This window comes from Plantactinospora sonchi, from assembly GCF_036422035.1.
In the GTDB taxonomy this organism is placed as follows: domain Bacteria; phylum Actinomycetota; class Actinomycetes; order Mycobacteriales; family Micromonosporaceae; genus Plantactinospora; species Plantactinospora sonchi.
The window spans coordinates 216494-243489 of the sequence record NZ_JAZGQK010000007.1; the positions used below are offsets into that span (position 1 = coordinate 216494).

Annotated in this window: 17 protein-coding genes; 12 read left to right on the plus strand and 5 right to left on the minus strand. The window is 72.2% G+C overall.

What is annotated here, in order from left to right:
• Positions 1-41 precede the first annotated feature (41 nt).
• The 6 genes from eccD (at position 42) to V1633_RS10265 (ending at position 5592) form a co-directional block, all read left to right on the plus strand.
• A complete protein-coding gene (gene eccD, locus V1633_RS10240) occupies positions 42-1430 on the plus strand; it encodes a type VII secretion integral membrane protein EccD (protein ID WP_331213990.1) in 1389 nt (462 codons plus the stop codon).
• Between the two features lie 45 nt (positions 1431-1475).
• Positions 1476-2885 (plus strand): type VII secretion protein EccB, encoded by a 1410-nt coding sequence (eccB, locus tag V1633_RS10245; protein WP_331213991.1) that lies wholly within the window; start codon positions 1476-1478, stop codon positions 2883-2885.
• 62 nt (positions 2886-2947) lie between these two features.
• Complete coding sequence (locus V1633_RS10250) at positions 2948-3364, plus strand: hypothetical protein (RefSeq protein ID WP_331213992.1); 417 nt, start codon at positions 2948-2950, stop codon at positions 3362-3364.
• Between the two features lie 9 nt (positions 3365-3373).
• Positions 3374-4906, plus strand: a complete 1533-nt coding sequence (locus tag V1633_RS10255; RefSeq protein ID WP_331213993.1) for a hypothetical protein — start codon at positions 3374-3376, stop codon at positions 4904-4906.
• Positions 4907-4948: 42 nt separating this feature from the next.
• Positions 4949-5284 carry a WXG100 family type VII secretion target gene (locus V1633_RS10260; RefSeq protein WP_331213994.1) on the plus strand — a complete coding sequence of 112 codons (336 nt, stop codon included), beginning with the start codon at positions 4949-4951 and terminating at the stop codon, positions 5282-5284.
• Positions 5281-5592: a WXG100 family type VII secretion target gene (locus V1633_RS10265; protein ID WP_331213995.1), complete on the plus strand. Its 312-nt coding sequence runs from the start codon at positions 5281-5283 to the stop codon at positions 5590-5592. Before V1633_RS10260 ends, V1633_RS10265 begins: the two co-directional genes overlap by 4 nt.
• Positions 5593-5596: 4 nt before the next feature.
• On the opposite strand, the gene V1633_RS10270 is transcribed toward V1633_RS10265, so the two are convergent.
• On the minus strand, positions 5597-6793 hold the full coding sequence (locus V1633_RS10270) for a S8 family serine peptidase (RefSeq protein ID WP_331213996.1): 1197 nt from the start codon (positions 6791-6793) through the stop codon (positions 5597-5599).
• Between the two features lie 23 nt (positions 6794-6816).
• Between V1633_RS10270 and V1633_RS10275 the strand changes: the two genes are divergently transcribed.
• Genes V1633_RS10275 through V1633_RS10285 form a run of 3 tightly spaced genes read left to right on the plus strand, consistent with a single transcriptional unit; the run spans position 6817 to position 21222 of the window.
• Positions 6817-7230 carry a YbaB/EbfC family nucleoid-associated protein gene (locus V1633_RS10275; protein WP_331213997.1) on the plus strand — a complete coding sequence of 138 codons (414 nt, stop codon included), beginning with the start codon at positions 6817-6819 and terminating at the stop codon, positions 7228-7230.
• A complete protein-coding gene (locus tag V1633_RS10280; RefSeq protein ID WP_331213998.1) occupies positions 7227-7559 on the plus strand; it encodes a hypothetical protein in 333 nt (110 codons plus the stop codon). The genes V1633_RS10275 and V1633_RS10280 overlap by 4 nt, the downstream gene beginning before the upstream one ends.
• A gap of 19 nt (positions 7560-7578) precedes the next feature.
• Positions 7579-21222 (plus strand): zeta toxin family protein, encoded by a 13644-nt coding sequence (locus V1633_RS10285; RefSeq protein ID WP_456238637.1) that lies wholly within the window; start codon positions 7579-7581, stop codon positions 21220-21222.
• 27 nt (positions 21223-21249) lie between these two features.
• Here V1633_RS10285 and V1633_RS10290 read toward each other — a convergent pair whose 3' ends face one another.
• Positions 21250-22083, minus strand: a complete 834-nt coding sequence (locus V1633_RS10290) for a type IV toxin-antitoxin system AbiEi family antitoxin domain-containing protein (RefSeq protein ID WP_331214000.1) — start codon at positions 22081-22083, stop codon at positions 21250-21252.
• A gap of 83 nt (positions 22084-22166) precedes the next feature.
• Between V1633_RS10290 and V1633_RS10295 the strand changes: the two genes are divergently transcribed.
• On the plus strand, positions 22167-22391 hold the full coding sequence (locus V1633_RS10295; protein ID WP_331214001.1) for a hypothetical protein: 225 nt from the start codon (positions 22167-22169) through the stop codon (positions 22389-22391).
• A 225-nt stretch (positions 22392-22616) separates the two neighbouring features.
• Positions 22617-23261 carry a hypothetical protein gene (locus V1633_RS10300; protein ID WP_331214002.1) on the plus strand — a complete coding sequence of 215 codons (645 nt, stop codon included), beginning with the start codon at positions 22617-22619 and terminating at the stop codon, positions 23259-23261.
• A 38-nt stretch (positions 23262-23299) separates the two neighbouring features.
• On the opposite strand, the gene V1633_RS10305 is transcribed toward V1633_RS10300, so the two are convergent.
• On the minus strand, positions 23300-23968 hold the full coding sequence (locus V1633_RS10305) for a hypothetical protein (RefSeq protein WP_331214003.1): 669 nt from the start codon (positions 23966-23968) through the stop codon (positions 23300-23302).
• Entirely contained in the window at positions 23965-24630 is a 666-nt protein-coding gene (locus tag V1633_RS10310) for a hypothetical protein (protein ID WP_331214004.1), read from the minus strand. The genes V1633_RS10305 and V1633_RS10310 overlap by 4 nt, the downstream gene beginning before the upstream one ends.
• A gap of 63 nt (positions 24631-24693) precedes the next feature.
• Between V1633_RS10310 and V1633_RS10315 the strand changes: the two genes are divergently transcribed.
• A complete protein-coding gene (locus tag V1633_RS10315; protein ID WP_331214005.1) occupies positions 24694-25248 on the plus strand; it encodes a hypothetical protein in 555 nt (184 codons plus the stop codon).
• Between the two features lie 66 nt (positions 25249-25314).
• On the opposite strand, the gene V1633_RS10320 is transcribed toward V1633_RS10315, so the two are convergent.
• On the minus strand, positions 25315-26916 hold the full coding sequence (locus V1633_RS10320; RefSeq protein ID WP_331214006.1) for a hypothetical protein: 1602 nt from the start codon (positions 26914-26916) through the stop codon (positions 25315-25317).
• Positions 26917-26996: the final 80 nt, after the last annotated feature.

Below are 26996 nucleotides of genomic sequence, written 5' to 3' on the forward strand. Positions count from 1 at the left end.
GGCCGAAACCTCCGTATGAAAACCGATCGTTGTGGAGCGTCATGGCGCAGACGGCAAGGCTGGGGCTGACCCGCATCGTACTGTTGAGTCCGCAGCGACGTGCCGACCTCTCGGTGCCCCGGCATCTACCGCTGGTGACCCTGCTGCCGACCCTGCTGCGGCACGGTGGCAACGGCCTCGCGGACGAGGGAATCGCCCACCACGGCTGGGTTCTACGCAGGCTCGACGGACGCGTGCTCGACTCGACCCGCTCGCTGCAGGCGTCCGGCGTGGTCGACGGTGAGACCCTGCTGCTCTCGCCGCAGGACCAGCACTGGCCCGAGCCCGCGTTCGACGACCTGGCCGAGGCGGTGGGTCAGGAGGCCAGACGTGCCGGGGCGACCTGGAGCGACCGGCACACCCGGCTCACCGGTGCCGTCGCGACGGCCCTGCTGCTCGCACTGGGGCTGCTGCTCGTCCGGTGGGCTGGTCCACCATGGACGGCGGCGGGCGTCTCGTCGGTCGGTGCCGCGGTCCTCACCCTGGTCGGCGCCATCGTCGTGGCGCGGCTGCCGCAGAGCGAGGGTGTTCCACTGGTCCTGTCGATCGCGGGATACGGGTACGCCGTACTCGGGTCCGTACTGCTGGTGACCGGTTCACCGCGGGTGGGTCAGGCCTCGTTGCTGGTCTGCTGCGCCACGCTGCTACTGGTCGGGGTGCTGAACCTGATCGCGCTCCGGGCACACCCCGAGGTCCACCTGGCGCTCGCCACCTGTGGTCTGCTCGGTGGCCTGGGCACCATGCTGAGTACGGTCACCACCGTCCCGGCCGTCGCGGCCGGCACCGCGCTGGTGCTGCTGCTCGCCTCACCGTGGCTACCCCGGATCGCCCTGCACCAGGCGGGCATGCCGGTGCCCAACGTGCCGAGGCCGGCCGCCGAGGTGGGCCCCGACGAACCGATCCCGCCACCGGGGCAGATCGCCGTCCTGGTCGGACGCGGCGACAGCGTGCTGACCGGTCTGCTCTGGGGGATCTGCGCGACGTTGCTGGGTAGCGTGGCCGTGCTGGCGGGTACGGGCGACCTGGTCGCCTGGTTGCTCGCCGCCACGGTGGTGTCGGTGTGCGCCCTCCGGACGCGCGCGTTCATCGCGGTCCGGCACCGGCTCCCGCTGTTGTCCGCCGCCGGACTCGGCGTCGTGGCGCTGGCGTTCATGACCTGGATGGACGTTTCGTCGACGGACCGGGCCAGGCTGGTGCCGGTCACGCTGGCGACGGCGCTGCTCGCCGGGGCCGGCGTGTTCGTGGCCGGTCGGACCTACGCCGTCCGGCAGGCCTCGCCGCAGCTCGGCCGGGTCGGTGACATCACCGAGTTCGTCCTGATCTCGATCAGCGCCGTACTGGCGGCGGCGGTGACCGGGTTCTTCGGTTACGTGCGGGGTCTCAGTGGCTGAGTCACCGGTCGACCGCGACCGGCGGCGTGGTGCGGGAGTGGTGCGATGCTGACCCGGCGGGACCTCATCCACTCCCGGCAGTTCCTGCACCAGCGGCTGGTCACGTCGTTCGTGACCCACCAGCCGGATCCGCTGGAATGGACCGGCCGTCGGCTGGCCGGCGCCACCCTGGTCTCGGTGATGGTGCTGGTGATCGCCGTGGCCGCGGTCGGCATCTACGGCTTCATCCGGCCCGCCGGCAACAAACAGTGGCGGACCTGCGAACGCATCATCATCGAGGCCGAGAGCGGTGCCCCCTATGTCTGTGGCGACGGGGTGCTGTATCCCGTCGAGAACTTCACGTCCGCCGCACTGCTACGTGGCACGTCGGAGAAGCCGATCCGGGTCGCCCGGGCCTCGTTGACCTGGCCGCGGGGCATGACCGTCGGGATACCCGGTGCCCCGTCCGCACTACCGTCCGCCCGGGACCTGCTGACCACCCCCTGGTCTCTCTGCGTCCGGCCGTCCGGGCGGCCGGGCGACCGGCCGCAGGCGGTGGTCCTGGTGGGCGTCACACCCTCGGCCGGTCCCGGCGGCCCGCCGGCACCGCTGAGGGCCGACGAGGCGCTCGCGGTCAGCGACACCTCGACCGGTCAACTCAGCGTCATCCACGCGGGACGCCGGCACGAGGTACGGGACCGCTCGACGGTGAGCCAGGCGTTGCGGATCAACCAGGTCGACACCCTGCCGGTCAGCCCGGCGTGGCTGGCCACCGTCCCGACCGGGCCCGCCCTGGGCAAGCTGGAGATCACCGGGCGGGGCGGTAAGGTCGCCGGTCTCGGCCAGCTGAAGGTGGGCCAGATCGTCACCGTGGCGGACGGCGACCGGATCCGGACGTTCGTCGCCCGGCCGACCGGTGTCCAGCCGATCTCCAAGATCCAGGAGGCGCTGATCCGCGCCACCGCTGACGACACCTCGCCCCCGGTCGCGCTCAACCCGGTGCAACTCGCCGGGGTCACCCAGCTGGAACCGGCGCCGTCGCTGCTGGGTGGGGACGACCCACTGCCCTTCATGGTGCCGGCCAGCCGGAGCCGCGGCGTGGCCTGCGCGGTGAGCGCGGACGGTACGGACCGGCGACAGATCACCGTCGGGGGGCTGGTGCCGACCCGGGACCCGTCCGCCGGGGCCCTGCCGGCCGCCCGATCCTCCGCGGCCGGCACGCCGCTCGCCGACGAGGTTGTCGTCGCGCCGGGCCGGGGCGTGCTGGTACGGGCGATGGCGACACCGACGGCGGCCGACGGCACGGTCTATCTGGTCACCGAAACGGGTTGGCGTTACCCGGTCGCCTCCTCCGAGGCGCTCGACCGGCTGGGCTATCAGGCCGTGCCGGCGGTGCCGCAGCCGAGCACGGTCGTCGAACGGTTGAGCCAGGGCCCGGTTCTCGGTGTATTAACTCTGGCGACCGACGGACCATGACCGTTAGCATCAGCTCCGCATCGATCATTCCGTAGCGCCAGCCATCCACCCTGGAGGTGGCGATGTTCTCCGGTGACGACCCGGTTCTGTCCTCGTCGGCGGAATACGCCGAGGACACCGTCAGGACAGACACCGCCGCACACGAGGAATTCGCCACCTGGCTGGTCGGTGGTCCCGGCCCGTTCGGCGGTGTCGGCGGCGAGTCCGAGGTGTTTGAACAGGACGTCGTCGGGTACGTCCAGGAGCTGCCGGAACTCGCTCGCGGAATCGACACCGAGCTCCAGGAGGCGAACTGGTTCCGGCGCGTCTCGGTCGCGCAGACCCAGGCCATGGCCGTCTTCGTCACCGAGGCCCGGCTGGGGTTGTCCGCACTGGGCAACGCGGCCGGTGCCACCGGCGACACCTACCACGCGGCCGACCGGGAGTCGCAACAGCTGTTCGACGTGGTGGCCGACGACCTGACCGGCCTCCCCCGCTAGGGCCCGTCGGTGCCGAGTCGCGACTACTTCACCTACGCCGAACGGCCCGACGGGCAGTCCGTCAGTGTGGGGTCGCCGCAGTCCACGCGGTGGGAGAAGTTCCCGACGTTCTTCCACGTCAAGGGGGTCATCCTCGCCGAGAAGCCGGACGGACCGGCCGCGCTCGCCGAGGCGTACTCCCAGGTCCGGGCAAAGCTCCAGAAGACCGCGGACCAGTTGGACGCCCGCGGCCACGGATTCCACACGGCCTGGTCCGACGGTCCGGCGTCGGAGAACTTCTTCCGGCTGACCGGCGCGACGCTCTACAGCCTGGACCACTGGGTCGAGAACCTCGACGACAAGATCGAGCGGCTGGCCCAGTTGGCCGGCGACATCTCCGACGCACACGGCAAGGCGGAAGAACTCGAACAGCAGTTCAAGGCCGAGTACGAGAGCAAGGCACCCGCCGGCGCCGGCTTCTACGGCTTTCCACCGAATCTCTCGCTGGACAACCCCGCCCTCGACAACGAGGCGGAGGAGAAGCTGAAGGCGCGGATCGCGGCGGTCTACCAGGAAGTGCACGACAAGTATCTGAAGCTCATCATCAAACTGGGACAGCGGCTCGCCAAGGACTTCGTCGAGGCGGCCACCTGGATGGGGTCGGCGGGAAAGGTGCCGGCCAGGTTCCAGGGACCCGACAAGGCGAAGCCGTGGCAGGGCTCCTCGTCGTCGGTGACGTCGACAACCGTGCCGTCGAGCCCGAACGGTCGGCCGCTGAGCCGGTCCACGATGTCGAGTCAGCCGTCCGACCGGTACGCCATGACGCTGTTCGCCGAAGACCCGAACAATACGGCGCCGATGGTCACGTTCGACGCCCCGGCCGCGCCGCCGACCCGGTTCGGCGAGTACGGGACCGAGGCACCGGTCCCGGGAGGCCCCTCGGTCGAACAACGCGGATTCGGCCCGACGACAGGTCAGCAACAGCCGGTCGGCACGGTCCCCACCGCACCTGCGGCACCCGTGGGGGTGCCCGGTTCGCTCGGTCGGGGTTTCGTCGGACCGCTCGGGACGCTACCGCCGCACACCACGACGCCGAGCAGAGCCGGGGAAGGCCCCGGTTGGTCGGCCCTTCCCGCCGGTTCTCCCGCTGGCCAACCCGGCCCGGCCCTCGCCGGCCGGTTCGGCGAGCCGGTGGCGGTGCCCCCCTCGACCGGGGAGCTGGCGCCGTCGGCGCTCTCCGCCCGCGGTGGGCAGCCGGCGCTTGCGAACCCGGTGGCACCGTCCGGCGCGTTGCTGCCCGACGGTCCGATGGCCTCGCCGGCCATGGCCGCGAGCGGCTGGTCGCAGGTGCTCAGCGCGCGCGCCGCGGTGACCACGTCGGTGGCGACCGGCAAGGGGCCGGCCGTACCGGAGCGGAACGGCGTCATCGGCGAACGCCGGGCCGGGCGGCCGGAACAGGTCGAGCCGGCGCGGCGGCCCACCCCGGTACGGACCGACCAGACGGCGAACTCGAGCGACCCTGTCGACAAGCGGCGTGGGGCGATCCGTCGCACCCCAGCGTGACGCGTGCCGGGCCACGTGTCGGAGGAGAGAGAAGGAGGCGGCATGCAGCAGTACGGTCTGCTCCAAGCCGATCACGGGGCCATCGATGCGATGGTCGAGACGATCAAGAGCACCAGCAACCAGATCATCGAACTGGCCGGCGAGCTGGCCCGCCAGCAGCAGCGGCTGGAAGGGGCGTTGGTCGGTCAGGCTGGCACCGAGTATCAGAACACCGCGAACAAGGGCCAGCAGATTCAGCAGAAGATGGCCCAGATTCTCCAGCAGTTGGGCACCGAGACCAGTAACAGCAACCAGAACCTGCAGGTCAACGACCAGCAGGCCGGCAGTGTGGTCAGCGACGCCGGTGTGGCGTACATGAGGGCGGGGTTGAGCGCATGAGGCTCGTAGTCGAATTCGGCGAGGTCGAGGCCGCGGAGCGGGTCTACCAGAACGTCGTGGACCAGCTCAACCAGCTGATGAACAAGCTGCGTGGGGAGATCGAGCAGCTCACGTCGAGCGCCTACGTGGGTGAGTCGTCGAGCAAGTTCCAGAGTCTCGGCCAGATGGTGGACCAGGCGCAGGGCATCCTCAACAACGACGGGCACCTGGGCGTCCAGTTGGCGCTGGCCGCCACCCGTAACCGGATGGCCCAGGCCGAGGCGGACAACGTCACCGCCCTCAGCCGGGTCCAGAGCAACTTCGCCTGAGGGTTCAGGCGCGAGCGCGGCGGCGGCGGCCGAAGGCAGCCGCCCCCGCGTACCCCCCGCCCACGACCCGCGCCCCCGCGCCGCTGGCCCCCGCCCCCAGTGCCCTGCGGGTGGTGGTGGACAGGCCCGGCCGCCTCGTGGGGTTCAGTGCGGCCGCCGGCACCGGGTGGGGTTCGGGGGTCCGCCCGGGCGTTTCGGCGGACTCGGTCAGCGCCCGGTACGGGTTCACCCCGCCGTACCCGTAACCGTCGTTACGCGACCCGCCCGGAGTGCCGTCGGCGGTGGCGAGCAGCCGGTTGGTGATCTGCGTGGCCGTCCACTTCGGATGGCGTGCCTTCAGGAGCGCGGCGGCGCCGCTGACCATGGCCGCCGCGGCGGCGGTACCGCCGACGGCGACGTGTCCACGGATCCGGGCCGCCGCGACCAGCTCGACTCCCGGGGCCACGAGATCCACGTGCGGACCGGAACCGGAGTCCGTCCACCGGTGTCCGGACGACTCCGCCGCGCCGACGCCGACCACTCCGGGATAGGCGGCCGGATAGGTCGCCCCCGCCGTCTTGTCGCCGACCGCCGCCACCACCACGATCTGACGCTTCGCCGCGTCCGCGACCGCGTCGCGCAGGGCGGCGGTGTTGCTGCCCACGGCGAAGGACACCTGGATGACGTCGGCGTCGAGGGCGACGGCCCGACGGATGCCGGCCGCCAGCCGTGCCGGGGTCACGTCCCGGTAGGAGGTGGCGCCGGATCCGTCCTCGCTGACCCGGATCGGCACGATCCGCGCGGCGGGTGCGACCCCGACCAGCGCGGCGTCCCCGTCCGGACGGGCGGCGATCAGACTGGCCACGGCCGTGCCGTGCCCGACACAGTCGGTCCGGCCGTCGGCCTCGTCGAGGACCACGTCCCAGCCCCGGTCCACGGCCTTGGCCAGTTGCGGATGCGAGGCGTCGACGCCGGAGTCGAGCACCGCCACCCGTACCCCGCTGCCGGTGCTCACCTGTCGCAGCCGGTCGGGGTCGAGCCAGCGCAGCGCCCAGTGGGCGCCCGTGGCCCGGGCCGCCGGCACCGGTCGGCTGTAACACGAGGCGGCGGCGGCCGGGTCGGATGTCACCAGCGGCGTCGCCATCCCCAGCAGAAGCAACGCCAGCGACCGCGTCAGCCAGCGACCGTGGTGGTCGGATCCACACACGACTTTTGCTTTCACGATCGGCAGCGTACCTTCGGATCGTGCATGTCGACGGCGAGATGGTGGCTGCGATGCGGGTCCAGGCGGAGGAACTCGCCAGTCGGCTGGAGAAGATGACCGGCCAGTTGACCGAGTTGCAGGAACAGGTCCGTCAGGTCTCGGTGACGGCGGTCTCCCGGGACAATCTGGTCCGGGTCACCGTCGGCAGCGACGGCAAGCCGCGTGACCTGGTGTTGGACGCCGGCATCTACCGGAACCCCGACTCGGCGCGGTTGGCCAGGACGATCCTCGACACCATGGAGGTGGCCGGGGAGGAGGCGCGTCGGCAGGTGATGGAGCTCTGTCGCCCGTTCGCCTCCGAGGAGGCCATCCAGCAGTACGCCGAGGGTGACCTCAACGGTGCGATGGAGCGGTTCCGGCGGCAGATGCCGTGGTTGGGGGAGTCGGAGCGATGACCCGGATCAGTGTCCACCCCGCCGCCGAGGCGGCCGCCGAGGCCCTGGCGATGCAGACTGCCTCGGCGTACCAGGAGATCCAGGGCGCACTCGCGGCGTTGCGGGCCAGTCCGTTCGTGGACGAACCGGTGTGCGCCGACGCGGCGAGGAACTACGAGCAGTCGACCGAGACGTTCACCAAGGTGACGGGTGGGTTCTTCGACGAGTTGAGGCGCAGCAGCGACGCGGCCGTCGGCGCGGTCCGCAGCGTGCTCGACGCCGACGCGTTGTCGGTGAAGCCCTTCGCCGAGGCCGACCGGGCGATAACCCGGGTCAACATCTCCTCCTGACCAGTTCGCTGAGACTCATATGGGCGTCCCTGTCCCGGAGCTCGGTTGGTGGCAGTGGGTGTGGACGTATGTCGTCTCGCCGATCGCCGGTGGCTCCACCTGGCCGCTGACGGACGAGGATCTGGTCCGGCTGAGGGCCCAGGCGTGGCGTGATCTCCAGGCGTTGTTGCTGCGGGTGGGCCAGAACACGTCGGTCTCGTTGACGGACATGGCGATGCTGTGGGACGGGCCGTCGGCGGAGGCGTACCGGCAGCGGGCGTACCGGGTGCTGGGTGCGGTGCAGCAACTCGTCGACGGCGCCGGCGATATCGCGGACCAGGCGGACGACGCCGCCCTGGCTATCGAGTACGAGAAGAACACCATCGTCCTGTCGGTGATCGCCTGCTGTTTCGAGTTGGCGGCGATCCTCGCCTCGATGTTCTTCACCGGCGGTCTGTCGGCGCTGTTCGGCGCCGGGCCGATTCTGGTGGCACGAGGAATCGTGGAGCGGGTTTTCCTCCAGACGATGCAGCGGTTGTCGGGGAAGTTCCTGGGCCGGCTGGCGGTGGAGGGCCTCCAGGAAGGCCTCCAGGAGGTCTTCACCTCCGTGATGGCGCAGTTGGCGCAGATCCTCGAGGGGACACGGGACGGATTCGACGGCTCCCTGATCCGGGACAGCGGGTTGGGCGGTGCGGCCGGTGGGGTGGCGGGTGACCTGACCGCCCCCTTCGTGCGGGGCGGCGGGAAGGCGTTGGACAACGTCAGCAACCCGGTCGCGCGCAACGTCGGGGACATCGCGCTCCAGGGAACCCACGACTCGTTCGCGAACAGCGTCGGCAACATCACGGTCAACGGTCTCGTCTACGGTCAGGCGCCGACCCTGGGGGACCTGGTGCCCGGGCCGGAACAGATCGTCTCCGGTGGCATCCGGGAGAAGATCGGTGACCGGGCACACCAGGCGTACGAGCAGATCGGTGACGCGGCCGGATGGTCGAACCTGACGGCGCCGGTGGTGGCGCCTCCGCCCGGCACCACGTCCCCGCCGACGACGACCGCCCCGCCCGTGGCGACGAGCCCGACGACGACCGCCCCGCCCGTGGCGACGAGCCCGACGACGACCGCCCCGCCTGCGGGCACGACCCCACCGGTTGCCACCAGGCCACCGGGTACGGCCGCGCCGCCCGTGGCGACGTCCCCGCCGGGTACGGCCGCGCCGCCGTCGGGTACGACCGCGCCGCCCGTGGCAACGTCCCCGCCGGGTACGGCCGCGCCACCGTCGGGTACGACCGCCCCGCCGTCGGGCAACGTCCCACAGAGTGCCGGGGACGGCCGGGTGGAGGCCGGCCCGTCGGCTTCGCCGCCCGGAGCCGATATCCAGGCTCCGCCCACCGGCGTCGACAGTCCAGGGCCGGACATCGGGTCACCCGCTGCCGACCCGACGGCCCGCCGTCCGGAGGTCGACCTCGGTGCCGGTCCCCAGGCGGGTGGTCCCGGTTCCTCCACCGGCACCCCAGGGCCAACGCCTGTCGGGAACTCGCCGCTGCCCGGTACCGGGTCGGGTCAACCTGACCTCGTCGGTTCCGGTGCCGGCCAGACCGCCCCGTCCGCCGGTCCGACCGGCGACGCCGGGTTGGCGCAGTCCCGTACCGACCCCGTCGGGTCCGCCCCTCCGGCGACCGGGGCAGCTACGCCGTCCGTACCGGCCGGACCGCAGCTCGGTCAGGCACCCGCCGTCGTGCCGGGCCCGGCCGCCGGAACGCCCTCCGGTACGTCCGCCCCGCCGACGTCGGCGAGCCCGTTGACGTCGACGCCGCCGTCGACCCCGAGCGGTCGGTCCTCGTCGACGACCGGCCAGTCGTCGGTACCAGGGCGGGACCGGCCACCGTCCGGGATCGGCCGGGTCGACGGGCCGCCGGCCGGTGATCCGGAACGCCCTGGACAGCACGCCACGGACCCGGCGGACGAACCACTGCTGGTGCCGGCCGACCCGGAGGCCTGGGCGGCGGCGGGTCCGCGCGAGCCGGTGTACCCCCCGGTTGGACGGCCCGATCCGGAGGACGATCCCGGGGCTGGGCCGGTGCTGGTCGGTGCGGGCCGGCCCGTCGACACCTCGTGGACCGCCCTCGAGATACCCGGCGCTCCGTCCGGCGTGGGCCGGCGTAACGCCGACGCCGTGTTCGCGGACCTGCTGTCGTCATTGGATCGCGGGATCGTGGGCGTTCCCCGGCCGACCCGGACCGATCGGGCCGCACGGACGGTCCGGGTGCCCCGGCTGGGAGGCGGCCCGGAACTGCTCTACACGGTGGGGCCGGCCCCGTCGGGCACCCGGGCGATGCGGAGCCAGGTGGTCGAACGCGACGTCGACGGCACACCGGTGATCCGTGTCGTGATCTCAGATCGGTTGCCCGGGGGCGCGGACCTCGGTCACGGGCTCCAACAGCGGGACCTGTGGCTCGCTCGGATCCTGGTCCACGAACCCACCGAGGCCGACGCCCTGCGGAAGACCGGGTTCGTCTCCCGGCTCCGTCGACTGGTTCGCAACCCCGGCGGCGGGACCTGGACCCCGCACGACGAGGGACACCGGGCCGAGGTCCGGTACCTGGTCGGGCAGGTGATGGAACTGGAGACGGCGGGCCGGCGACTCGCCGTCCGTGAGGCACGCCGCCAGCTCGGGCTGCTTCTCGATCACATGGGTGTGGGCATCCCGGATCCGGCCGCGTCGGCGGCCGCACGCGCCGCTGAGCGGCTGAGCCGCCTTGCTCTGCCACCGGCCGAACTGGCGGTCGTCACGCCGATGCTGGCGGCCGACGCGCCATGGCGTTCCGACCTGCTGCCCGGCGAGCGTCGTCGGGTCCGCCGGGCACTGCAGGCGGTCGCCGACGACCTGGTCTCGGTGGGCCGAGGCGCCCCGGGCCGGGATCCGCTGGACATCCGGTTCTCCTGGGTCCGGAACCAGGGCGTCGAGATGCGCATCGGCGACCGACCGCCGGTCATCGTGGACACCCGGCCACTGACGCTTCGACTCGCCCACAGCGGCCTGCACGGCTCGGCGCTCTCGGCGCTGGCCCTCGACGAGCTGGGTGTGGCACTGTCCACCGTGCTCGCGGCCGTGGATGACCCGGGCCTACGCCAGGACCCCCGGTTCGCCCGTTCCGACCTGCTCATCGCCCACGCGCTCGCGCATCGTTACGACCGCCTGGCGGCCCGTCCGCCGCAGCGGCCTGGGACGCTCGAGGAGACGCTGCGTCGCTTCCGGGTCCGAGTGGCCACACTGACCGCCGCCGAGGCGTTCGAGTTGGTTGGAGCGGTCCAGGACGCCGATCTGGCGTCGCCTCTCCGGCAGCGGACCGTGACCGCCCTGGTGCGGGAAACCGTCGCGACCGTCTACGGCGACGGCACCGACAGCGCCCCCGGCCAGGTGGAGGTGCTGTCCGGATCTCGGGTGCGGCTCACTCCACCGGGTCAACGTCCCGTCGAGCTGGCGCTGCCGCAGTCCGTCGCCGACCTGGCCGGTGCCGAAGGTTCGGACCTGGATGCCGTCCGGGCCGAGTTGGCCGGCCACCTCGGCGCCCGGCTTGCCGGCCCGTTCGACCGGGCGAGGCCGTGGCGACGGACCATCGGCGGTGACGTGGCCAGCCGCGGGGCGTTGACGGCGCTGACCCGGCTACATCTCGATCCGGCCACGACCGCCGGGACCCGGGCGGCCGCCGAACGGCAGTTCCACGCCGTGCTGACCGGTAGTCCGTACGGACGTGAGTCCGGTGCCGAGCGGGTGCTCGCCGGGCTGGCGCCGGAGGTGCGCAACCTCTGGCAGCGTCTCGCCGGACCCGATCCCGCCGGGTCGCCGGAGGAGACTCACGCGTTGCCGGCGCAGCGTCAGTCTCCGGCCAACCCTCGACAGGCGACTCCGCAGGAGGTGGAAGAGAAGCTGGCCGCGCTGGGGCAACAGCTGCGGACCCGCTGGGAGTCGGGTGGATCCGGAGGCCGGCTGCCGCGTGGCGGATCCGTCGTCCGGGGCATGGAACCGCTCGCCCTGACCGGCGAGAGCCTGCGGGTTCGGATCCACACCCGAGAGGGACGGTGGTACGACGCGGAGATCCGGGTCGGTGACCCGGGGGGTGCGACGGACCAGACGGGGAACCGGCTGCCGGCGTTCAGCCAGATCGTCACCGACCGGGGGTCGGGCGAGACCGAGTTCCGGATGTGGATTCCGGCGGATCGTCCGAACAACGACGACCTGGCTGCCATGTCCGAGCGTGAGGCCGAGGAACTCGTGATCGCGGCCGGACGGCTGAATGGGAGTCGCAATCCGGAGCAGGGCCAGGAGAGCAGCCTCACCCCGGGCGAACTGCCGGTGCGCTGGCTGCGGAGGGTTCGGCTGAGCCCACAGGACGTCGACGGTGTGACCGAGCTGGAGACGAAGGTCCGGCAGTTGGCCCTCGCGATCCACCCGGACGAGCGAGCCCGGCTCGCCCGGGCCATCGAGGCTCTCCGGCGTTCCCTCGGGTTGGACCCGGCCCGGGACGGCCGGTCGGCCCGGCGACGGTGGAAGATCGTCGACCGGCTGGTCCGGACGGGGGACTTCGACCCGGCCACCCGCCGTTACTGGGATGCGCTGCACCGGCCGGGGTGGCGGAACCTCGTGCTGCGGCACGGGGTCGCGGCGTACCTGGACGAGTACGCCGGGCAGCGGGTACGGGTCGCCGACGACGGCTACTTCGAGGTCTCCCGCGGCCCTGGTCGGGCCCCGGTGCGGCTGCGGCTCGTATTCGGGTTCCTGCCGCCGACAACGCTTGTGGAAACCCGTCGGCGGCGCGACGGTTCGTTCCTGGTCCGGGTGCCGCGCGCGCTGGGTGACGATGTCCGGGCCATCGGGCCACGGGTCGTGATGGCCGTGGCGGAGGCGACCAGCCGTGACGTGCGGTCGGTTCGCCGGGCCGAGCGGCAGCTTGACCGCCTGGCCGAGGACGTCACGGTGCCGGAACAGGTGCGGCGGCTGGGTCGGTCGGCGTCGGCGCAGTGGACGGGGGTGACCGCGCAGGCCCGGGCGTACCAGGCGTTGGCGCGCCGGCAGGCACCCGACCCCGAGACCGCTGTCCGACTGCACCGGGCTCGGCAGGCCGAACACACCCGGTTGGTCGAGACGCTGCGGTCGATGGCCGTGCTGGAGGGGCAGCCGGAATTCACCGAACGGTGGCGGGTGATCAGCGAGTCGAAGCGGGCGGTGCCGCAGGACCCGGGAGTCGCCGCTCTGCTGCACCGCTGGGAGCGACCGGAATCCGACCCGGAGCTGGTGCTGGACGCGTTGTCGGACGTCGCCTCCGACATGGCCCGGTACGCCGGCGCCCGCGGTGCGGAGCTGCGGGACGGCGGGCGCACGCTGCGGATCATGCTGGACGACGACCAGTTCACCAGCCACGATCTTCCGGTTCGGCTGGATCTGCCGGTCGACGGTCCCCGCTTCGTCGAGCTGGCCGGCGATTCACGGCAGGGATGGACGCTGCGGTTGCGTCCGGACGCCGGCATGGACGCGGTCGGGTCGGACGGGACAGCCGCGCTGGCCGACCTGGTGCGGCAGGGACTCGGTGAGCCGGATTCCGGCGATCGGGCCGTCGAGGCGGTCGCGGCCCAGTTGCGATATCTGTCGGATCGGCACCGGGTTTCCGACCGGCTCGCCCGGCAGGCGATCCGGGCGAAGGTCGGCGCGCTCGTCGACAGCCTGCGGGTGGGCGACCCGGATGGTTGGTCCGACCGGCGGAATCTTGTCGTCTCGGCCGGCGAGCGACTGGCCGGGCGGATGGCCGACCGGCGGCTCGACCGGGCCCGTGAGCACGTCGTGGACCTGCTGGTGGGCCGGTCCGCCCGCCAGACGCTGGCCGAGGTTGTCGCACCGCACGTTCCCGACACCGGTGCGCCGCCCCTGCGGCACTACTTCCCAGGCCGGATCTTCGGTGCCATGGCGTCGATCGCCGCCACCGTCACGTCCGGCACCATGGGCGGGCGGTCGCCGACCTTGATGACCGCCCAGGTGGCCTCCAGTACGGTGGGGAACGCCCTGGTGCAGCCCCAGCAGGACCACGCGCTGCGCAGCGTGGAGGAGCGGGCGAAGGCGGCGAAGGCCCACCGGGACCGGTTGGAGAGTCGGGTCCGTGCCGCGGCGTCGACGAACGCGGCGTCGACACAGCCGTCCACCCCGGCGCAGCCGTCCGGACCGCCCACGGTGCCCCGACCCGGTCCAGGGCCCTTCTACCGCAAGCGAATCCTGCCCGCGGTGACCGGGGCCCTCGTCCAGGCCGGCATGATGCTCGACGCGTACGGCGGCCGGGCGGCGACCGGTCTCGCGCAGCCGTTGCTCGCGGGAGCCGCGTCCGGGGCGAGTGACCATCTTCCCGAGCGGCCGGAGAAGCAGGCGCGGGCGGACCGCAAGCACGAGGTGGGTCAGCGGCCTGACGGCAAACGTGACGCGAAACTGGCGGAGTTGCACCACGTCGCCGCCGAGGCGCGGGCGCGGCTCGCCCGACAGGTCGGGGCCGGCACGCTGGACCCGACCGGCGGGCAGACCGAGCTCGACGGCTGGCGGCAGGTCAAGGCGGATCTCGAACGGGCCCGGCAGGAGCTGCGGGCGGACGCCGACGACCACCGGCAGGCGCTGCGGAAGCGGCGCCGGCTCCGCCGGATGCTGTGGAAGGGGACGCTGGCGAGCGAGGTGGTCGGGCGACCGGTCCGGGCCGCCGGCCGGGCGGCGGATTCGCTGGCCCGACGGGTCACCCGCCGACAGGCTGCGGCATCGTCCTCGACCGCCGGTACGCCGCTTCCACCCGGGATGGCCCCGGCCAGTCACTACCGGTGGCGGTCGGTGGCACCCACCACGATCAGCGCGGCGGCCACCGTCGGGATGAACTGGCTGCTCACCACCGACCCGTCCAGCTTCTCGTTCGTCGTCACCACCGGGGTCGCGTCGGCGCTGGCCGGGCTCGGTCTCGGCCAGGGCTGGGTGTACCACCGCCAGGACGAGATCGAGGACGAGTCGTCCCTCGCGGCGCTGCGCACGCTCCGGCACGTGGAGGACGGGCTCGCCGAGGTGGAGCAGATCCTCGGACTGCTCGGCGACCCGCACGCCGATCCGGGCGGACCACCGGCACCGGCCGGTGGTCGGGGCTCGCGGTCAAGGTGGCGGCGCCGGTCGACGGGGGCGGGAGACGGCCGGACGTCCACCGATCCGCAGGACAGCCACTTCCTGTCGGTGTCGCTGATGAAGCACGGGCCGGCGGCGGTGGTGCGGGTCGCGGCCATCGTCGTCGCCGGCAACCTCCTGCTTCCCGAGGTCATGACGAACGGCCTGGACCGCGACGTGCTGATCGCGGTCACCGCCGCGCTCGAGGCCGGCAAGGAGACGGTCTACGGGATCGGTGAGGCGCTGTACCGCAGGTGGGCCGCGTCACGGAGCGCAGCGGGCAAGGTGGCCACCGGGCGGGACAAGGCTCGGCTGCTGCCGTACACGCGGGCGGAGTTGGCCGCACACGCCCGGACGCTGGCGGCCGAGGGTGCCGACCTCGCGGAGCAGGCGAGGAATCCAGGTTCATCCGCCCCGGACCCGGATCCGGGCGATCCGTCGAGTCCGCATGTCCACGCCACGGAGGTGCCGTCGTCGCGGTTCGTCCAGGCTGTGCTGGCTGACGGCGAGGTGCCGTTGACCGATGCGGAGATTTTCACTACAGGGCTGGGACCGTTGTGGGCGGGGGTGTTCCTGGGCGACGTGCGGATGATCGCGGAGCAGTTGCCCAACGGGTTGCTTCCGGTGCATGTGGCTGGTTCCGCCGAGCCGGTGTATTTCCGGGCGGAGGCGGCCGACCTGCCGTCCGATCTGGTTGCCAGGACCGAGCAGCGGGCCGGTACGGTGGCTGATCCGTACGTCATCCAGGTCAGCAGGAACATCAGGCCGGCGGATCGGGGGGCGGTGTTGCCTCGGGCGGTGGCGCACGAGATCCGGCACACCCTGCTGCACCGGTCCGGCCACGCCGAGGAGGAGGCCGAGCGGGCGGCCCGGACGACCGAGCTGCTGATCGTCGAAGACCAACTGCGGGAAGATCCCTCCGACAGCCGGCTGGTGACTGACATCGACGCGTTGCGCGAGGTCGTCGCGGGGCTGTCGGAGCCTGGGGCAGCGGAGCCGAGAAGCAGTCCTGCGGCGGCGGAGCCGGGAACGGAGGGGGAGATTGCCGAACCGCCGCCCGCCGACTGGGAGATCACCCTGACCGAGGGCACCCCCGACATGGTCGTGCATCCGGCCGGACGGCGGAACCGTGAGGCGACGTCGTTTGTCATCACCGCCGACTGGGAGGCCAGGATCGGCGCGTACCTGCTCAGCGACCCGGCAAGCCGAGCGGCGGCCCGGGACGCCGTGGTCCGGCTGCGCGAGGTGCTCCGGGCTCTCAACCCCGGGGACCACGAAGCCGTCGACAACGCGTTCCTCCGGGACGACCCCAGGGCCTCCGGCCAGGTCGGGCCGGAGGTCCGGATCGACGCCCTGGTGGCCGACGGCACCACCCGAGAGCTGATGACAGCCCTCTACAACGCCGCGTTCCTCTCCGAGGTGCCGACGGACTTCGTACACAGCGTCCTTCGCCTCGCCGGCACCGGCGAGCCCGGCTGGCGGACCATGCGTGACGCCGGCATCGACACCGGGGCGCTGGCCGGGTACCTGGAGTTCGTCGCCCGGGCCAAGGGCTTCGCGGCCGGCGACCCGTCCTACCACGACGTGTTCGTCAGCCGGGACTTCACCAACAAGCAGCACCTCGCCGGGTATTTCGGGCGACACGGCGACGAGGCCGCCCGCGACCTCGCGATCGACCTGCTGCGCCAGAAGCGGCCACTCGACGCCCGTCGCCCGTATCAGGTCACCCGGGGCGACTTGCAGCGGCTCGGCGTCGACCTCGGCAAGTTCGAGCTGGCGTACCAGGCGAAGATCCTGGGCCACGTGCCGGAGAGCGAGACCGTCCTGCCGTGGGAGAGCGGCGAGGCCCGGTTCGTCCCGGACCACATGACCGAGTGGTACGAGAAGGTCGTGCACGAGCTCGGCATGCCCGTTCTCGCCGGTCCCGCGGGCAGCGCCTCCCGGCTGTACGTCATCAATGACCTGATAAACCCCGGCGCCGACCACGAGGCGTTCCTCGGGGCGGTGACCGGCTGGATGCTCGCCGGCCGTAACCACTCCTCCTACGAGATCGTCCAGGCGCTGCGCGGTGTCGGCTACGGCAAGGAAGGCGCGCCGACGAAAATCGCCGACCCCGCCGACCTGTACCAGTCGGTCCCCGGCCTCAAGGTGTCGCCGCGGGAGGCACCCGGTGCTGCGGCTGACGGAGCGGGGCGGCCGAGCGCACCAGGGCGTGCCTCGGATCCACACCACGGCACCGAGAAGCCGACCGGACACGCCACCGTCCCGACGGCCGCGTCGCCGGCCGGCGGCGAGCACCCCGGGTCGGAGCCCGAGCCGGACCGGGAGGGAACGACGTGGGACATCCCGGAGTTCCCGCGCACTCTGCCGGACGGCGATCCCCTGCTTGAGCCGACCTTCACGATCGACACACCGACGCGCCGAGCGTTCCGGCAGGGTCTCATCGACAAGGCGCTGGCCAACGCGACGCCGCCGGAGGACGGGCGGCCGGTGCTTTACCTGATGGGCGGAGGCGTCGCGTCCGGCAAGAGCACCGTCCTGCACATGTTGCAGGAGTCCGGCCAGGTGCCCAAGGAGAACGTGGCGTTCCTGAGCCCCGACGAGTTCAAGGAGCCGATCCCCGAGTACAAGTTGGTCATCGCGGCCGGCGACAGCATGGCTTCCTCGGCCGTGCAGTCCGAGAGCGGCATCATGTTCGGCACCGCACGGGACGAGGCGATCCGGCGCGGCGTGAACATCATCTGCGACGTGACCCTGAGCAACCCTTCAGGCGGACTCCGCACCATCCAGAAGGCGATCGACGCCGGTTACGAGGTCCGGCTCTACGGGGTGACCGCCGACGTCGCGAGCGCCGTCGTGCGCAACGCCGACCGGGCCGCCGAAACGGGCCGCTACGTGCCCATCGACGTCCTGCTGAAGGCGCATCAGGGCTTCAGTGAGGGATTCCGGGCCTACGCCGACGCCGTGGACCACGCCGAGTTGTGGGACAACTCCGGTGACGGCGGCCCGACTCTCATCGCCGGCAAGGCTCCGGGTGGCGAGCTGGAGGTGTTGGACGACCGGGCCTTCGCCGACTTCGAGCGCAAGGCCGAGCTCGACCCGATGGCCGCCGGACCGGACAGCTTGTTCCCCCAGCCCGACCACGCCGTTACGACAGCTGAGACGACGGATCACGCCGACCAGGCGGACCATGGCGCCCCGGCCGAGCAACCCGCCCCCCCGGATAAACCGGATCACCCGGCGAACCATCACTCTGACATCCCGCCGGCCCCGATGCCCACGGTCCACGACGTCCTCGGCGACGCCTTCACCAGCAAGCAGTACCGGCGCGCGCTGACCGACCGGGCCCGCGACGTGGCGCGGCACAACGGCACGACTCCGGAAGTGGAGCTCCAGCAGTTCGTGCTGCTCCGCGCGGTGTCCCGGATCTTCGCGGAGGCGCCGGACGCATGGTTCCTCAAGGGCGGCCTGTCCTTCCTCGTCCGGTTCCCGGACGGACGGCCGACCACCGACCTCGACTTCATCCGGCTCACCGAGGGCGGTGTCGAGAGGATGGCAGAGGACTACAACACCGCCCTCACCCGAGATCACGGCGACGGACTGCGCTTCGAGCTCGACTCCAGCGTGCCCGTCGCCGTCGGTCGCGGCGTCCGGATCGGCCACCGGGTGTTCCTCGGCGACGACGAGCTGATGCCGCTGAGCGCCGACCTGGTTCCGAACCGAACCGTCCCGGGGCGCCCGGAATCCCAGACGCTGTGGCGGAGCGAGGAGCACCCGTTCCCCGACCAGCTCTTCCGCTTCGAGGGGGCGAGCGAGCCGGAGAACATCAGGATCTTTACCCTCGACGGGTTCCTCCGCCAGAAGCTCGCGGCGATGTACACCTACGACAAGGACGCCGGGCTCCTGCCGAGGCGGCCGAACGACCTGGTGGACCTGGCGCTGCTGGCGGTGAAGACGTCATGGGACGGCCCGGCCACCCACGCGTCGGTGCGCGAGGAGTTCGACATCCGGTGGGAACAGGGCGAGAAGCTCCATCTCCCCGAGGAGTTCGCCAACCCCAACCCGGCCTGGGTCCGAGTCTTCGCCGATCGCGCGGCCACCACGCCAGGGCTGCCCTTCACCTGGCTGACCGACGCGCTGCCGCTGTTGAAGAAGTTCATCGACCCGTTCCTGCGCGAGGAGCCGCCGAACGCGGATTGGGACCACCGGGTGATGGAATGGGTACCGCGAGATCACCCCGCTGATGTTCACGGGCCGCAGCCAGCGCGGGCCGGTGAGACGATCGCGGCTGAGGGCGCCGATCGGACCACAGCACGGACCACCGGCGACACTCGCGCCCCCGGAAGACCCGTCGCCCCGCTCACCCGCGACATCCCGGCCGACCACGGCGCCATCGACCCAGCCTCGGTCAAGCTGATCGCCGCGACCGGCGACAGCCCGCCGTCCACGGTGTTCGCCGAGCCGTCGCGGATCGCGGAGTGGGATCGGCTGGCCGCCGGCGGAGCGGACGGCGTGGCGGCGAAGGTCAGTGAGGTGCTGGCCGACCCGACCCTGCCCACCCTGGAGTCGAAGCTCCGGCGGATCAACGACGACGTGCTGCCGGTCGCCGGCCTCCCGTCCCGGATCGAGTCCCTGGACAGCAAGAACCTGCGGTTCTACTCGTACATGGCCGGCGAGCTGTTCATGCACAGCAGCGCCCTGATGATCGACCCGCACACCACCACTGAGGTCGGCTACCACCAGGGCCAGGTGTTCCGCGACTACAGCAAGGAAGCACAGGCGAGGCAGCTCTCGTACACTGGCGAGCTGCCGGACGGCATGACAAGGGAACAGGCCGCCGCGGTCGCCCTCTGGCGCTCCACGAAGGGCCTGTCGACGGCGGACGTGCCACCGGAGGAACTGGTCCACGACTTCCTCACCATGCACGCCCAGCCACTTGTCGACGCGTTGACCATGCGGGACCGCATGATCAACGAATACGGCATCGCGCCGGAGCGCATCCGCCTCGCCTACGGCGGGCCGCCGGAGAGCGACCCGGGCCGCGGCAAGTCCCGGATGACCCGGGCCCACATCCACGCGCTGGCCGCGCTCCGCGACGACCCCGAGGGCGCGCGGGAGACCATGGTCCGGGCGATGACCGGAACCGGCGACGTAGCCACCGTCCGCGACGCCCGCGCCCAGGCCGTCGTCGACCGGATCGACGCCGCCGCCGAGGCGCTCGGCCGGTCGCCCGACAAGATCGCCCTGCTCTGGGTCCGTGACCACCGCGCCAATCCCACGGCCAACCGCAACGGCCTGGACACCCAGCCCGGTGTCCTCCGCCAGCTCATCGAGCTGACGCGCGCCGAAGATCCGGACCGGCACATCGTCCTGGTCGGCGACGACGTCTTCCAGAACCGCACCGGCCTGCGCGAGGCCTGGGAGCACGACGGAGTCCTCACCGGCGTCGACACGACGACCATGGTGAAGTTCTGGGACAAGGACCTCAACGACGGCCGGGCGCTCGGCATCGGCGAGCAGGCGCTGGTCTTCAACAAGCTGCTCAGCCGGGACGTGGTCCAGATCGGCACCGAAAGCGGTGCGCTGGAGATCCCGTTCCTCCTCGGCATGCCGACCGTGTACCTGGAGAACCTGGTCTTCCACCTCAACAAGGGCAACCGCTGGCTCTACATGTCGCAGGAATGGCACTACGGCCGCTTCGAGGTCGACACCGGCCCGACCGGCAGCGTCCGGCTGGACGCTGCCGGCCATCCGGTCTGGATCTTCCACGCCGACCGCGACCCGCTGCCGCCGCCGCTCCCGACCGTGGCCCGGGTGCAGTTCGGCCCGGACCTGGCGTTGCCCAGGGACCGCCAGCACGTGCCGACGGATTTCCCCCAGGAGCGGGTGGCGCTGACCGCCGACCGGATCTACCGGCTCGTCGAGTCCGGAGAGCTCGACAACTGGGCGGCGTGGCTCGGGCACGAGAAATCACCCGCCGACAAGGCCGACGGCGGGCCGGCTGACAAGGCCGACGGCGGGCCGGCCGACTGGACACCCGAGCAGTGGAAGCGGAGCGAGTACTACGCGGACCAACTCCAGCGCTGGCTGCACACTGACGCCACGCCAGAGGACGTCAGCCGCAAGTGGGACGGCATCCGGCTCGCGCTGCGTGGCGTCCTGGACCCCGGCTTCGACCGCGATCCGGAGATCAACAACGGCACGATCGTGCATCCATACTTCACCCTGCACACCGACCACGGCGTGCCGCCGGCCGAGGCCGACCTCCTCGCGCGGGCCTACGCGGCGGCGCCCGAGGAGCGCGGCGCGGCGGTCGTGGTGGCGCTCAAGGCTCTGCTCGGCGACCCGGGACTGCGCGAGCGGGCCGTCCGGGACGAGCTGCTCTTCCAGCTCAGTGCGGCCGAGCTTGCCGACCTTCGCGAGTCGGTCGCCCGGGTCCTCGCAGCGAGCGGCCGGTCGGCGTGGGGGAACGATGGCGACGGAGCGGCGCGGGCAGACTCAGGGAGCTGAGTCTGCCTCGTCCCCCGGGAGCCGGCGCTACCGGACCCGACGCAGCCGCCCGACGATCTCGGCGGCGATCTGCCGGCTCAGTCCGTCGTCGGCAAAGTGCTGAATACCGTTCGGATGACTCAGCTCGGCCAACAGGACCGCGACCCGGCTCTGCGCTTCAGCGACGCTGTCGGCAGCCGTCAGCTCCGCATAGGCCCGCAAGTTCCTTGGCGCCAGTCCGGACGGATCGAGGTCCGGCAGGAAGTAGGCGACGAAATCCGGTCCGGCAGTCGGGAAACTGTGGACCTGAGCGAGTGGCAGCAAGGCGTCATAGACCTCCTGAAGGTCCACCAGATCGCGCCGAACGGCGTCGTGGAGCGCGCGCCCGAAGTCGTCGTGGTCGGTGAAGTCCCGCATCAGATCCAGGATCGTCCGGAACGGCGTGGTCACCGGAAGGCCCTCGACGACGGTGACGTCCGCCGGCGCCAGCCGTTCGACACGGATGATCGTGGCCCGTGGCGCGGGCAGCTCGGCCGGCGCGGTGAAGATCCTCCGCGGCACGGCGAGCGCCCCGAGGCCGAGTAGCCGGGCCGCCGACTCGTGCGACAGCACGGCGTCGTCGGTCGCGGTCTGCGGCCGCTCCCAGCGGAACCGGTCGGGAGCCAGCGCCAGCCACGCGGCGTAGGAATAGCCGTACCTGGGCGCCACCGAGCTGGCGGCGTGCTGGTAGACGCCGTCGTCGAGCTCGGTCAGCAGCGCGGCCTCCCGGAGGCGATCCAGCTCGCCGTCGTCGACCCCGAGCCGGGCCAGTTGGGCGCGGGTCAGGAAACCCTGCTGCCGCGCCGCCGCGATCGACAGCTCGTAGTACCGCTCGTCCGACATGGGCCCTCCCGTGTGTCCGTCGCCGCCGACGGTACCCAAGGCGCAGGCGACAGGCATATCAGCCTCCGGCTAGTCTGGCCGACATGACCGACGCGAGCGACCAGGCGAAGCCCGGCACGGAGGACGCCGACGGGCAGCGCTGGAGCCGGCGGACTTTCAGCCCCGAGGTGGTCGAGCGAGCCCACGAGAAGATCCGCGGCGAGCAGGCGGAGCGTCGCCGGCGATTGTTCGGCGACCGGCAGCCGTTCGCGGTTCCCGAGGACGACGTCGACGTGGACTTCGACCCGAACGTCGACCCCGGGGCCTGACACAGCGCTCCGGCCAGCGTGATGCGCCAGATGGCGGAGTGGGCGCGGCAATGTGCGGCTCCTCACGGGTTCGTCGGCCATCGGATCGCGGCGCGGTCGACGAATTTTTCGTTGCTGACGAGCAGCTCCGACGGCGTCGGCACTTATGACTACGTCGTACGAATTACCATGGTCGACGGCTGAGCCCGCTGTCCGCGGCGGCTTGGAGGAACCGGAGGGCAAGGCGTGGCGTTGCGGCTGGAACGTTCGGTGGAGGAGGCACACCTCTACATGGCTATGCGGCCCTGCGACGTGTGCGGCGAGGCCGAGTTCGAGTGCCGCAGCGCGGTCATCATGGCCGAGGGTGACCTGGCCAGCCGGTACGACGGCCCGTGCGCGGGCTGCGGCACCAAGCGGGAGTTCGTCTTCCGGCTCCCCGACACGGTGCCGCCGCCCACGGCGGAGTTGCGGTTCGGCGGCCCCGAGCCGTCCGAGCTGCTCGACGCTGGTGAATGGTTGTGGGCGGCGGCCAACTTCGCGCACGAGCCGATCGGTGACCTCGGCGAGTTGGCCGCCGAGCGAGAGGCGGATCTGGCCGGGGCGGCTGTCGCGATCGACGAGGTGCTCAAGTTTGTCCCGGACGGTGCGGTCGGGCCGCCGGACGCGGCCTTCTGGACAGACCGGGGCCGGCAGATGCGTGCCGAGTATCCCGACGACTTCCGCCGGGACCGGCTGGAGGCGCGGCGAAACCAGTACCGGCGGGTGCTCGCCGTCAACTCCATGGGCGGTACTGACCGAGGCGCTCACCGGCCCGGTGCCGCCGGAGGCGTCGACGGGCCGACGCTAGATCGGGGCAGCGCGGCGGAGCCGTCGCGGACCATCGGCCAATAGGAGCTCCTCGCGGTGGGTGCCGAGTGGCCGAGCGCCGGCTACCGGCGCACCTCGTCGAGGTAACCGGCGCTGCTGGCGATCAACACCTGGAGCCGGCCCAGTACCTCGGTCAACCGCAGCTCCGGATCGCCCGGACGGCCGCCCGGCCCCGGGTCGACCTCGGCGAGTGCTCGGCAGACGTCCCAGATGCTGGCGTGCAGCGGTGCCCACTGCCAGAGCTCGTAGGTCGGCTCGTCGACCATCGCCAGCGGCCGCCCGAGCAGACCGAGGAGGAACCGTTCCGGGTCGTCGGGGCTCATCCCCAGCCCGGTCAGCAGCGAGCGGAAGCGGTGGGCGTGGGCGAAGGCGACCGCGTCCCCGGTGCCGGGCGTCACCTCGGCCAGCGCCCCCTCGGCCAGCAACTCGTGCAGGAGCGGCGTCACGTCGCGCCCGTCGCGCCGACGTACCGACTCGGCGAGGGCGGCCAGCGTCCACGGCTGGTCGACCGGACGGCCGGGCAGGCCGTGGGCCAGTACCCACAACCCGAACTCCTCCTCGGAGAAGAGCCGGACCACACTGTCCCCGACGCGAAGGCGATGATAGGCCGGTGGTTCTTCCGCGCCGGGATACACGGCGCCGAGGTAGTGCCCGACCGGGAACAGCAGCCCGCCCGGCGGGGGGTTGGCCGACACACCCGTACCGTCGCTCGCCACGTCGCCCACACTCATCGCAACCCCTCCAGGACGCTGTTGCCGCGTACCACGTCGAGGTGGGCGGCCTCGGTGGCGAGCAGCCCGGTCAGCGCCACGAGGAAGCCGGTCAGCACCCGGCGGGGATCACACAACTCGGGGTCGTCGCCGCCGGCGTCGCGTTCCTGTTCGGCGAACGACTCGCAGGCCGACCAGAGGTTGTCGTCCACCTCGGACCAGGCCCACAACTCGAACACCGCTCGGGTCACCCGGAGCTGTTCGGAACCGATCAGACCGATCGAGTACAGGTCCGGCTCCTCCGGCGAGTTGCCGAGGCCGTACATCGTCGGGACGACCCGGTGCGTGCGGGCGAAATCGACCGCCGCCGCCTCGTCCGTGGGAACCGTGACCAGCAGGCCCCGGTCGAGCAGCCCGTCGAGGATCGGTGCCGGGTCAACGACGTCCTGGGTGCGCAGTTCCCGCTCCAGCAGGCTCCGGCTCGGCGGCCCGCCGTCGGGTGTCCCGTCCGTACCGTGCGCCGCGACCCAGGCGACGAACTCCTCGTCCGACAGCGCGTGGATGTCGGCGCCTCGACGGACCTCGTGCCGCAACTCCGCGTCGTCGTCGACGTCACCCGGAAAGCTGCCGACGAAGAGGCCGATCGGCAGCACGGTCACCGGTACGTCTGGGCCAGATGCCACCGGCACATGCTAGTGCCCGACCGGCGGCCCCGGATACGACCGCCCTAGCAGTAGGGTCGGGCCATGACACTGCGGCTGGCCCGGACCAGTGCCGAGGCCTACCTCTACATGGAGTTGCACCCCTGCGACGCCTGCGGCGAGAGCGATTTCGAGCCGGACAGCGCAGTGGTCTCGGTCGAGGACGACCTCGCCAGCCGGTACACCGGTGCTTGCCCGAGCTGCGGGACCGGGCGGGAGTTCATGTTCCGGATTCCGCAGCAGCCGTTCCTGCCTGATCCGGAGGAGCCCCGGTTCGGCGCCGAGCACCCGTCGGAGCTGCTCGATCCGGGGGAGTGGCTGTGGGTGGCCGACCTGATCGCCCGGAGCGCTCCGACCGACCCGGCCGGGTTCAGCGCCGAGCAGCGCCGCGACGCGCGGGTCGACCTGCGCGGAGCCGCCGCCGCCGTCGGCGAGGTGCTGAAGTTCGTCCCGGCCGGTGCGGAGGCCGTACCACCGGAGGCGTTCCGCACCGACCGGGGACGCGAGGTCTACCAGCGGGAGCCGGGACGGTTCCGGGCGGACCGGTTGCGGGTCGTCGCGCGGACGTACCGCGAGCTGGCCGAGCGCTTCGCGGGCTGAGTCCCGCGGCGACCCGGGACGGGACACGTCCGGGCCGGCTGACCCAGGCCACCCGGGGCGACGGTTTCAGCAGGAGGACGGCCTGGACGCCGTACCGGATTTGGTCACCGTCGCGCCGTTATCGAGCCGTACCGTCACGCTCCAGCTCACCGACGACTGGGTCAGCTCCGGGTTGTCGCCGAGGTTCGGCGGCAGCTCACCCGAGTACGACGTACCTCCGCCGGAGAGTTGGTACGTGCCGGAGCCCCCGACGTTCCGGTCGTAGCCGTGGGTTCCGGACGCGGACCTGCCCCGTCCATTGCGTACGGTCACGTCCACCACGATGGTCCAGCCGTTGCCCGCATCCCAGCCCGTGCAGTGGCTCCGGCTGGTCGAGACGGTGATCGAGGGCTTTGGTGCCGTGGTGGTACGCCGTGGCGGTGGCGGTGCCGGCTTTGTGTCGCGGGGCGCCGGCTGCCCGGGCCGGCCGGTGCGATCGGGAGCCGTCGGGCTGGTACGCCGGGGCGTCGTTGCGGCGGGTGCCTTCGGAGTGGCCGACGGCGTGCCCGGTAGCGCGGTGGCCGACGGCAGCGGTACGACCGGCGCCGGGACCATCGCCTGGGTGGGCGGCTGGGCCGATCGTTCGGGATCGTCGTCTCCGATGACCCAGGGCACGGCTACGCCGAGGCCGGCCACCAGAGCCAGCGCCGCCGCGGCCGGCATCCAGCGGGCTCCGCCGCCGGGAGGCAGTGGCGCGGACCCGTCCGCGGGGTCGGTGGCGGGCTGTTCGGGCCGGTCGCCGGAGCGGGCCCCGCGGGTGGGAGTCGACCGGCCGGCGCGGAGCCGGGACGGAAGAGACCGGACCGCGGCGAGTTTGCCGGCCACCGCCCCGAGCCCGGTCGCCGACGCCGTGCCGCTGGCGCCCGTCGGCGCCGTGGCGGCTGTCCCGGGCGGTCCGGCCGGCGCCGCTGTGCCGCCGGGTGACGCGGCGGGGGTGCCGGAACCCGTGGCCGCGCCGCCCGCCGCACCAGCCTGTGTACCGAGCGCGGTCACGGAGTCGACGGATCCGTCGGCGGGTTTCCCGGACTGCGGCGGCGTACCGGTCGCCCCAGCCGATTCCCCGGGGACCGGCGTCGGATCGGCGGGCGCTCCGGTTGTCGTCCCGGCCCGTACCTCGGTCGGCGTGCCGGCCCGGGGCGCGGTGGTCCCGGTCCCGCCGGTCACCGGTGTGTCGACCGCGCCGGCTTCCGACGTGGCGGCCCCGGCGGTCGTCGGTGCGGTCGTACCGGCCCCGGCGGTGGTGGTCGGCGGGGTGCTGGCCGGTTCTCCGGCCCGGACGGTGGCGTGCGGCGGGGTGCTGGCCGTTTCTCCGGCCCGGGCGCTGGTGGTCGGCGGGGTGCTGGCCGGTTCCCCGGCCTCGGCTGCGGGCGTCACGGAAGAGGACGTCGGCTCGCCGGCCTTCGGTGTGGTGTCCGGTGTCGTTCCACGGGACTTCCGGGCTGTCGACCTCGTGGCTCGGTCGGACGTACCGGCGGCCGCCGCGCTGGCGGCCGGGGCATCGGATTCGGCGTCGGGCGGGGTGGTCGCCTCCTCGGCCAGCGAGGCCAACCGGGCGCCGCAGCCAGGGTTGAGGCAGTACGGGCTGCCGCTGTCGTCCTCGGTACCGCACGATCGGCAGGTCACCGCCACGTGGTCCTCCTCTGATTGGGACCGGCACTGCCCGGTGATCCTACTCACGTCTGGTCGGACCCGACCGGCACGGCGTGGGT